This window comes from Bacteroides sp. 1_1_30 (genome assembly GCF_020982715.1).
GTDB lineage: Bacteria > Bacteroidota > Bacteroidia > Bacteroidales > Bacteroidaceae > Bacteroides > Bacteroides xylanisolvens.
This window is the reverse complement of the sequence record NZ_JAJKHN010000081.1, coordinates 18,425-29,035: the sequence shown is the minus strand read 5'-3', so window position 1 is coordinate 29,035 and position 10,611 is coordinate 18,425. Positions and strand designations below refer to the sequence as shown.

Sequence of the window (10,611 nt, the reverse complement as noted above, 5' to 3'; positions counted from 1 at the left end):
TATACTATCTCCTTTTTTATCCTCAAAAAAAAATACGAAAGTTATAAATCTACCCTCACCAACCCTCACCTTTGACCCATATCTTATAATAAAAAGATAACGGGGAATCTTAAAAACTCAATCATCTTTTTCAGATTTACCACAACGTTTCCAGAATACTCTATTATTTTATTCAAAACTGTGCGGAAATGAATGAAACCTTGCTTTCTAACTGCTGATTACTCATTATTTCTTTATCCGTACGTTTACTGTTTGGGTAGTGTTACCGAGAAATATGGATTGGGCGTATGTTGTTCGAAGATGATAGCTTTCATCTTTTCTACAACGTCCGGATGTTGGAGTGCTATGTCAGTATCTTCGTGAATGTCCGTTTTTAAGTTGTAGAGGAACGGTGTTCCTTTTTTTACCACCATCTTCCAATCGTCCATGCGTACGGCAATCTGGTCTGTTTCATCAAATTCCCAATACAGGAAATCATGTTTCTTTTGCTTTTTCTTACCCAGCAGTGTGGGAGCAAAAGAAATCCCATCGAAATAATCGACTTCTTTTTCTTTATTGCGATATTTCTTTTCGTAGTCCTTGATGCCGATCACTTCGCAGAATGTGGGCATTAAATCATAAAAAGCACAGATATGATCGTTCACTTTACCTGCCGGTATGTGTCCCGGCCAACGCGCGATAAACGGAATACGTATTCCTCCTTCATGACACTGGCGTTTTAATCCACGTAGTTTTCCGTCTCTGCCGAAGAAAGTAGGGTCGGCTCCGCCTTCTTCGTGAGGGCCGTTGTCACTGGAGAAAATAACCAATGTGTTTTCGTCCAGCCCTTTCTCTTTCAGCTTTTTCAGGACTTCACCCACGTAATAATCCAGACGGGTAATCATTCCTGCAAATTGAGCATGGGTGTGCGTAATAGCATTGTATCGTGAGCCTTCGCTTCCTTTAAACTCTTTGTCCGGGTTGAATTTGGCTTTGTATTCATTCAGGATAGAATCTTCCGGTTGAACGAGTTCCGCATGAGGCAAGGTGTAAGTCAATATGCCGAAAAACGGTTGTTGGTCGTCTTGTTGGTCCAGCCACTCCAATGCTTTCTGATGAATCATGTCGGCCGAGTATTGCGGACGTTTCTGGTAGTCGGGACCATACATCGGATATTTGATGTTTTCATTCATCACCACACGCACCACTCCGGTGTCGCCCAACGCTTTACTATAACGGTTCAGGAAATTGGGGTAGTAGAGATGAGCCTGAAATTGACAGATGTAACCGTAATATTCATCTATTCCCCGTTTGTCGGGAGTAGAACGCGAGCCTTCATATCCTCCCGCCCATTTGCCGAACATACCCGTGGTATAGCCATTGTCTTTCATTATTTCCGGCAAGATTACATGGTCGGAATCATAAGGATGTTGTCCTACTATCGAATATTCTTGGTTTTGCCCATACAACACGATCGGTACATTTTTCCAGTATTCTTTGTTGCCTCGCACCTCACAGTGGCCTGAATGTTGCCCTGTCATGAATGAAGCTCTGGAAGGCGCGCTGACGGGACTGCCGGCGTATGCCTGTGTAAAACGCATACCTTCATTGGCCATGGTGTCTATATGAGGGGTGCGGATAAATGGTTGACCGTAACAGCCTAAATCTCCATATCCCATGTCGTCACAAAGAATGAAAAGAATATTGGGTTGGGTGTTCTTTTTCTGTCCATTGGCAGTTAAGGTAGATAGAAGCAGCGTGCCGCCTATCAACGAGATTGATTTATAATTCATCATATTATGCAATTAAATAAGGTTAAGCTGGTTAGAATGAAATGCCTCTCTAAGGCTTTGTGACTGTCTTTATGAGGCATTTCATCATTCTATATCCTGAATCTATTTTCCGATTAAATCTTTTCCTTCGCGTACGCTTTGAAGGATATTTTGCAGTTCGGCCACTTTCTCCGGCATATTCTTTGCGTAGTTGGTCACCTCTTTCACTTCTTTCATTTTATAAAGCTGCGGTTCTTTAGAGTTTCCGGTTTCTATCTTCGGTCCCCACTGGATCATTTTCGGTCCGTCATTCGGTTCGATGTACTTCCAGTCTTTGGTGCGGACGGACAGCGTGTGGTTGGAAGCCTGCTCTATTACCCACGGGCGGTCTGTCTTTTCTTTACCTAGCCAACTTCCCAGATAGTTGTAGCTATCCGGTGCAGTGCTTTTAGGCATTGTAGCTCCGGTGAGGGAAGCCAGAGAAGCCAACCAGTCTACTTGCGAAACCAACAGGTCTGAAGTCATGCCTTTTTCTGCTCCCGCAGGCCAGCTGACAATGGCGGGAATACGCGTGCCTCCTTCGAAGGCGCTGTATTTGTTGCCCCGTAACGGTCCCGCAGGGCTATGACCGTTGAGCAGTTCTTCTGCTTTGTCGTCGTATCCGTCGTCTACCACCGGGCCGTTGTCACTTGAAAGAATGATGAGCGTATTTTCTCTTAAACCCAATTTCTCTAATGTATTCAGAATTTCACCGACACAATAATCGAACTGTACGATAGCGTCGCCTCTTAATCCCATCGGGTTTTTACCTCTGAAACGGTCGTGAGGAAAGCGGGGAACATGTACGTCGTTAGTGGCAAAGTAGAGGAAGAAAGGTTTGTTTTTGTTCTCCTCAATAAACTGAATGGCATGTGTCGTTAATGAATCAGCAATGTTTTCGTCTTTCCAGAGTGCTTTTCCTCCGCCTTTCATGAAACCGATGCGGGAAATTCCGTTGACGATAGACATGTCGTGACCGTGACTTGGCTTGAGGTTGTAAAGTAATTCAGGATTACTTTTTCCGGTAGGTTCGCCCTCGAAGTTCTTTTGATAACTTACTTCGATAGGAGCACTCGGATCGTAGTTGGCAACTTTTCCGTTTTCGATATAGACACAAGGCACGCGGTCGGCTGTAGCTGCCATGATATAATGATAGTCGAATCCTAAATCACCTAATGCGCAAGGCAACGGAGCATTCCAGTCTTGAGTAGCGGTTTTATCTCCAAGTCCCAAATGCCATTTGCCTACTGCGGCAGTAGCATAACCGACACTTTTGAACATATCTGCCATGGTGTATTGCTCGGGGCGGATAATCATCCCGGCATTTCCTGCCGCTACATCCGTTCCTTCTTTGCGCCAGGCGTATTCTCCTGTCAGCATGGAATAGCGGGAAGGGGTACTGGTGGCGGCTGTTGCATGAGCGTTGGTGAAAAGAATTCCGGATTTTGCCAGCCGGTTGACATTAGGGGTTTGCACGTTTTTAGCTCCGTAACATTCCAAATCGCCATAACCGAGATCATCAGCATAGATAAATACGACGTTGGGTGTTTTTGACTTTGTCGGTGTAGTGTTTTCCGGTGCTTTGTTAGTGGCTGTTGCAGTGCAGGCAACAGTGGACATAAGGGTTAGAATGAAAGGTTGTTTCATTGTTTTTGGGGGTTAAGTGTGTTATTATTAGTAGAAAAAGATGTGTCTGTTCTTTGCCGGACACATCTTTTTCATCGTCTGTTTAACTTAATTCAATGATTTCTTCATTGCAGTTCGTCAGCTTTTCTATTCCTTCGTTGGTTACTACCCAAGAGTTTTCAATGCCTACGGGGCCTACACCCGGAATAACGATTTTCGGTTCGAGGGCAAAGACCATGCCCGGTTCTAATTGTTGTTTCATGCGGGGAGCCAATACCGGAGCTTCATTAATTTCGAGTCCGATACCGTGGCCGATAAACTTGGCTTGTTGCCCTGTTCCCATAAATTTGTCGGCAAATCCGGCTTCTTTGGCTATTTCGACAGCTATGTCGTAAAGCACTTCACAAGCAATGCCCGGTTTGGCGATGGAAGCTATCTTTGTTTGGATATCCAAACAAACCTGATGGGCGGTGTAAGCCTCTTCGGGCAGCTTTCCTATTGAGAATACGCGGCTCATATCGTTCATGTAGCCGTTGAAGTTACCTCCCAAGTCCACCATAACGCTCTGACCTTCCTTTAGCGGAGTTTTATTTGCTCCTCCCGGCAAAGCAGGATCAAGTCCCTGTCCACCTAAAGCAAAATCATAGGGCGAGGGGTATCCGGCATTGTCTCCGGTCAGTACGCTACCCATGAATATTTCCATGCTGCGTCCGAATACCCGGAAAATTCCGAGGCAACCTTGCAGACGCATCAGGCGTTCTATTTCAATGGAAAACTCGATGTCCGTCATACCGGGGCGATATACGCTTGGAATCTGCTCGTATGCCTTGGCGTGGGCAATGCCCGAACGGCGGAACATCTCAATTTCTACAGGTGTTTTTACGCTGCGTGCCTGACGAATCAACGGGGTGCCATTTACAACTTCTGCTTCCGGAAACAGGCTGGCCAGACGGCAATATTCCGTATAAGGGAGCTCGTCACCTTCTAACATCAGTTTGGTTGGCATCGGCAATCCTTGTTCTTTCAACAGGTCAACGATTTGTTCCGGTTTGCGAATCGAGAACGAATGTTCTCCTGTGATATTATTAGGGCGTTTGAAAAATAATAGTGCAGGCGAATGAAGGGGGAGGTAAAGATAGCCACTGACTACACAGCCATACGTGTAAATTAAATTTGCATTACAAGTGATAAGTGCGGCGTCAATGCCCTGTGACACCATCAGACTGCGAATCTTGTCACGGCGAAATTTCAATTCGGGTTGTAGCATTTTTTATTTATTACATGATTATTAATTACAAAACTATCAATGGTAAATTATTAGTTGTGAGTTGTTTATCTGATATAACAAATTCACAAACCATTATTTAACCTATCATGCCACAAAGATAATTAATTCCAGCGAAAATAATGTTAATCTCAAAAAAATAGCGCTACCCGCGTCCTGTCACAGGAGGCGAGCAGCGCAAACCACAAATACAAATACAACTAAACAAAGTCTTCTAAATAACGCCTTGTCCCATCATTGCGTGAGCTACTTTCATAAATCCGGCAATGTTGGCACCCTTCACATAATTAATGTATCCGTCGGGTTCCGTGCCGTACTTCACGCATTGTGCATGGATGCCGTGCATGATTGCATGGAGCTTTTCGTCCACTTCGGCAGCACTCCAGCTTAGGTGCATTGCGTTTTGAGACATTTCCAAACCGGAAGTGGCAACACCGCCTGCGTTGACCGCTTTACCCGGAGCATACATTGTCTTATGTTCAATAAAGAGGTCGATTGCTTCGGGAGTACATCCCATGTTGGAAATTTCTCCGACGCAAAGTACGTCATTTTTTATGAGATTTTGAGCATCTTCTCCATTTAATTCATTCTGGGTAGCACAAGGAAGCGCGATGTCTGCTTTCACTTCCCACGGGCGCTTGCCTTCTACAAAGGTAGCATTCGGATACTGTTCTGCATAAGGGGCAACAATGTCATTACCCGACGAACGAAGTTCGAGCATATAGTCTATCTTTTCGCCGCTGATACCATCCGGATCGTAGATATATCCGTCCGGGCCGGAAATTGTAATCACTTTGGCACCCAGTTCGGTAGCTTTGGTAGCTGCTCCCCATGCAACGTTGCCGAAACCGGAAATAGCGACTGTCTTACCTTTTATATCAATACCTTTCGCTTGTAGCATCTGATTTACAAAATACAGACCACCGAAACCGGTAGCTTCCGGGCGAATCAACGAGCCTCCGAATTCTAATCCCTTACCGGTGAATGTGCCTGTAAATTCGCGAGTCAGTTTCTTATACATACCGAACATATAACCTACTTCACGTCCGCCTACGCCGATATCACCGGCTGGTACATCCATATCTGGTCCGAGGTGACGCCATAACTCCAACATAAAGGCTTGGCAGAAACGCATGATTTCAGCATCACTCTTACCGCGCGGAGAGAAATCGGAACCACCTTTTCCACCACCCATAGGCAGCGTGGTCAGTGCATTTTTGAATGTCTGTTCGAAACCGAGGAATTTCAGAATGGAAAGATTGACGGAAGCATGGAAACGGATACCACCTTTATAAGGACCGATCGCATTATTGAATTGTACACGATAACCGAGGTTGGTCTGCACCTCGCCTTTGTCGTCCACCCACGTCACACGGAAAGTGAAGATACGGTCGGGTTCTACCAATCTTTCTATGATTTTAGCTTTTTCAAATTCAGGATGTTGATTGTATATATCTTCGATAGAAAGAAGAACTTCCTTCACTGCTTGAAGATATTCAGATTCACCGGGATGCTTAGCCTCCAAAGAGGACATGATTTTCTGGATGTTCATGATACTATATTTTAAAAGGTTAATTCTGATAAAATGTCAACTAACTCACTGCAAATATAGGAAAATTTTTCAAAGTTGCTTGTTTTAATGCGGATATTTTGATTAAATAATGATAAAATGTCAATTTCTTCTGCTGAAAAACACAAAGCCCCGCAGCCTGTAATATAAAATACAGGTTACGGGGCTTGTATGTGTTTATAAATAGGAAGTGCCGCTTTAGAATTTTGGTTTCATTCCTAGATTATACATGATGAATCCGTAAATATCAGCTTGTTCTTCCAGTACTTTAGCCATTGGTTTGCCTGCGCCATGCCCGGCTTTGCTGTCAATACGGATCAGTGTCGGATTGGTACCGTCGTTGTCAGCTTGCAGGGTAGCGGCAAACTTGAATGAGTGGGCAGGGACTACACGGTCGTCATGGTCGGCTGTAGTGACCAGTGTTGCCGGATATTTCGTGCCCGGTTTCAGGTTGTGCAGTGGAGAGTAGCCTTTGAGGTATTCAAACATCTCTTTGCTGTCTTCGCTTGTGCCGTAATCACTAGCCCAGTTCCAGCCGATAGTAAATTTATGATAGCGGAGCATATCCATCACACCTACCTGCGGGATCGCTACGCGGAACAGGTCAGGACGCTGTGTCATGCAGGCACCTACCAACAGACCACCGTTGGAACCTCCTACAATGGCGATTTTATCTTTATTCGTATATTTCTGGTCGATCAGATATTCGGCAGCAGAGATGAAATCGTCGAATACGTTCTGTTTCTGCATTTTAGTTCCGGCTACGTGCCAATCTTCACCGTATTCACTACCACCGCGCAGGTTTACTTGTGCGTAGATACCTCCATTTTCGAGGAATGGAATGCGCGTGGCGCTGAAGCCCGGGTTGAGGCTGATGCCGAAGCCGCCATATCCGTAGAGGAATACAGGGTTCTTGCCGTCTTTCTTCAAATCTTTCTTATAAGTAAGGAACATCGGAATTTTTACGCCGTCTTTGCTGGCGAAGAATACTTGTTCGGTCACAAAATCATCCGAGTTGAATTGTACTTTCGGGGCACGGTATAGTTCGTAGGTGTTCTGATCCATGTCGTATTTGTAGGTAGCACCCGGTATGGTGAATGAAGTGAATCCGAAGAAACATTCTTTGTCGTCTTTGTTGCCGCTAAAGCCTACGGAACCGAGTGACGGCAGTTGGATTTCCTGAATTTGTTTACCGTCGAGACCGTAAACGTATGCGTGGTTCGAGGCATCTTTGTCATAAGTAAGGAACAGTTTGCCACCGATCACTTCCGCATTTGAAAGAACAGCTTCCGATTCGGGTACGAGCTCTTTCCAGTCTTCCAGCTTCGGACGGTTGATGTCAGCTACCATGATCCGGTTTTTCGGTGCACCGTAGTTGGTATAAATATAAATCTGGTCGCCGATAACTTCGATTGGGTAATATTGGTAGTCGAGGTCTGAAGTCAGCTGGATGAAGGGTGAATTCGGCTTTTTCAAATCCCGTATAAACAGGTTGTTACCTCTTCCGGCGCCGGATTCCGTTAGGAAGAGAATCCGTTCGTCTTCACTGGTGCTCGATGTATAGAAACGTTTCGGATAAGCAGGATTCTGATAAATCAGTTTATCTTTTGACTGTGGCTCACCGATTTTGTGATAATAGATTTTGTGATTCTCGTTCACGTTGGAGAACTCTTTTCCTTTGGACGGTGCATCATAGGCACTGTAATAGAAACCGTCTCCCTGCCAGGCAGCACCGGTGAACTTGGCCCATTCGATGTGGTCTTCCAGTAGTTTTCCGCTTTCGGTATCCATTACATAAATTTCAGACCAGTCCGAACCGCTGCGTGAAATACTGTAAGCGGTGTACTTGCCGTCGTTTGAGAAATAAAGACCGGTCAGTGCCACTGTTCCGTCGTCCGATAGTTTGTTGGGATCGAGGAAAACACGCGGTTCGCCGTCCAATGAGTCCTGCACATAGAATACACTCTGGTTCTGCAGACCGTCATTTTTACTGAAATAATACTTTCCATGTTTCTTGATCGGAGCACTGATTTTCTCGTAATCGGCCAGTGTTGTCAATCGTTTCAGCAGGTTTTCGCGGAACGGGATCTGGCTAAGATACTCATTCGTTACTTTGTTTTGTGCTTCTACCCAGGCAGTAGTGGCTGCGCTGGTGTCATTTTCCAACCATCTGTAAGGGTCGGGAACTTGTGTGCCGAAGTACACATCTACAGTGTCTACCTTTGTCGTCTCGGGGTAAACCAGCTTTTTTTGTTGGGGAGCGCATGACATCACCATGATTCCACTCATTAATAAAGTTACCTTTTTCATGTGAATAAAAAGTCTTTTTGAATAAACTTAAAGTTACAAATCTACAAAATAATAAGAGATAAACAAGTAAACTTTATAAAGAAGATGATGGAAAATGAGATTTAAAGAATTAACTTTGCAAAAGTAATCATCAAGTATAAAGGACTATGGGTAATTTTATTACGAGTATCAAGGTTAATCATATTTTTCATTTGGAGAACTTTTGTATACCAATCTCTGAAAATGAAAAAAAACATCTGATTATTACGGGAAAGAACGGAAGTGGTAAGACTATTCTGTTGAATGCAATTGTGGAGCATTTAAGTAAGGTTTGTAATGATAAGATGTTGAGTTTCTTAGATTTTAAGAAATATTTAGAGTCTAATCAAGCATGGTTGCAGCAAGCTGAGACCACTGGTGATTCGAAAAGTATTGCTTCCGGCCAGAATAACGTTGAATATTATAAAAATAGAATTGAAGAATTTTATGGAAAAGTAGAACTTTCATTCCATGATATATACTCTATACCTAAGGATTTTTTAAGTCAGGACTTTATTATAGCCTACTATGCTGATGAACGTAAGTCTCTTTTTGTAGAACCTAAGAATCCTGTTAAGCCAGATTTGAAGATGAAGACTGATCTGAAACATAATAAAGTAGATCAGTTCTTGAATTTTATGGTTGACTGTAAAGTGCAAGAGGCCTTAGCTCGTAATGAAGGAAAAACAGAGGATGCTGATTATATTCGTCAATGGTTTGTCGGCTTCCGAAATATTCTTCGTCAGATATTTGATGATACAACCTTAGAACTTGATTTCAATTATAAAGATTACTCTTTCCTTATTCAAACACGCGGAAAGTCGTTTAAATTCACCGAACTATCAGCGGGATATTCGGCTGCATTAGACATTGTAGCCGATTTAATTTTAAAAATGCAATCACAGAATAATGTGGTCCGTGCATACGAGAAAGAAGGAATTGTGTTGATTGATGAAATAGAAACGCATCTTCATTTGGAACTACAACGAGTGATTTTGCCGATATTGACTACTATTTTTCCTAATATACAGTTTGTTGTCACTACTCATTCCCCTTTTATTCTTAATTCTTTAGAGAATGCTATTGCTTTTGATTTGGAGCATCGTGAACCAATTGAAGACTTAACGGATTATTCTTATGAAGCATTAGCAGAAGGTTACTTTGGTGTTCGTACAGACTCCAGTGAGATTCAAATGCGTTTACAACGGATGGAAGAATTGATTCGTTCCGATCGGCTTTCTATTTCGGATAAAAGTGAGTTGGAAATGTATCTGCAGGATTTTGATAAGATTCCGGAAGCAGTTGCTCCTGCTGTAAAAGCTAAATATTATGATCTGAAAAGAGAGTGGCAAAATAAGAATTAATTAAGATGATTAGAATTTGTAAAAATGCAGATAAGCCACAAACTTTAGATAAGAGTTATAATACGGACGAGGTCTGCAAACAATTACTGATGGATCAGAATGATAAATGTTATCTATGCGAACGGCGTTTGACAACTGATTATCAAGTAGAGCATTTTAAATCGCAAGCCAATAATGGAGACTTGAAACAAACATGGGAAAACTTATTTGTAGCTTGTGGATACTGTAACAATAAAAAGTCGAATAAGTATGATGATATCTTAGATCCGACTCAATATGATATCGAAACTATAATAGAACATTCAAATGATTTTGTTAATCAGAAAGCAATATTTGATAGTGATAATAGAACTTCTGAAGTACTTTCAACGATAAAGTTATTGAATTTATTATTTAATGGAAAACTATCTTATAGGAATTGTCGTGAGCAACGATTTTATGATGAATTTATTCAAAAAATGAATTTCTTTTCTTATGTTGTTGATGAATATATGTCAGGTGAGAAAGAATATTATTATCCGGTTATAAAAGAACAGTTGGATATTCGTAGTGAATATTTGGGATTTAAATATGCCATTATTCATAGTAACGATTTGCTGAAACATGATTTTGGAGATATGACGATTTGGAATAAGAAAGGAGAATGAC

Annotated in this window: 7 protein-coding genes; 2 read left to right on the top strand and 5 right to left on the bottom strand. The window is 42.6% G+C overall.

All coding sequences use genetic code 11. The features are described from left to right. Positions 1–245: 245 nt before the first annotated feature. The 5 genes from LPH68_RS20330 to LPH68_RS20310 form a co-directional block, all read right to left on the bottom strand. On the bottom strand, positions 246–1,772 hold the full coding sequence (locus LPH68_RS20330; RefSeq protein ID WP_008641196.1) for an arylsulfatase: 1,527 nt from the start codon (positions 1,770–1,772) through the stop codon (positions 246–248). A gap of 102 nt (positions 1,773–1,874) precedes the next feature. Then, positions 1,875–3,437, bottom strand: coding sequence for an arylsulfatase (locus LPH68_RS20325; RefSeq protein WP_008641197.1), 1,563 nt, complete (start codon positions 3,435–3,437; stop codon positions 1,875–1,877). Between the two features lie 82 nt (positions 3,438–3,519). After that, positions 3,520–4,683: a Xaa-Pro peptidase family protein gene (locus LPH68_RS20320; protein ID WP_008641198.1), complete on the bottom strand. Its 1,164-nt coding sequence runs from the start codon at positions 4,681–4,683 to the stop codon at positions 3,520–3,522. Positions 4,684–4,915: 232 nt separating this feature from the next. Then, positions 4,916–6,253: an NADP-specific glutamate dehydrogenase gene (gene gdhA, locus LPH68_RS20315; protein ID WP_004317267.1), complete on the bottom strand. Its 1,338-nt coding sequence runs from the start codon at positions 6,251–6,253 to the stop codon at positions 4,916–4,918. Positions 6,254–6,469: 216 nt separating this feature from the next. Next, positions 6,470–8,581 carry a prolyl oligopeptidase family protein gene (locus LPH68_RS20310; RefSeq protein ID WP_032812043.1) on the bottom strand — a complete coding sequence of 704 codons (2,112 nt, stop codon included), beginning with the start codon at positions 8,579–8,581 and terminating at the stop codon, positions 6,470–6,472. Between the two features lie 146 nt (positions 8,582–8,727). Between LPH68_RS20310 and LPH68_RS20305 the strand changes: the two genes are divergently transcribed. Further along, positions 8,728–9,963: an AAA family ATPase gene (locus LPH68_RS20305; RefSeq protein ID WP_008641200.1), complete on the top strand. Its 1,236-nt coding sequence runs from the start codon at positions 8,728–8,730 to the stop codon at positions 9,961–9,963. A 5-nt stretch (positions 9,964–9,968) separates the two neighbouring features. After that, positions 9,969–10,610: an HNH endonuclease gene (locus tag LPH68_RS20300; RefSeq protein WP_008641201.1), complete on the top strand. Its 642-nt coding sequence runs from the start codon at positions 9,969–9,971 to the stop codon at positions 10,608–10,610. Position 10,611 lies beyond the last annotated feature (1 nt).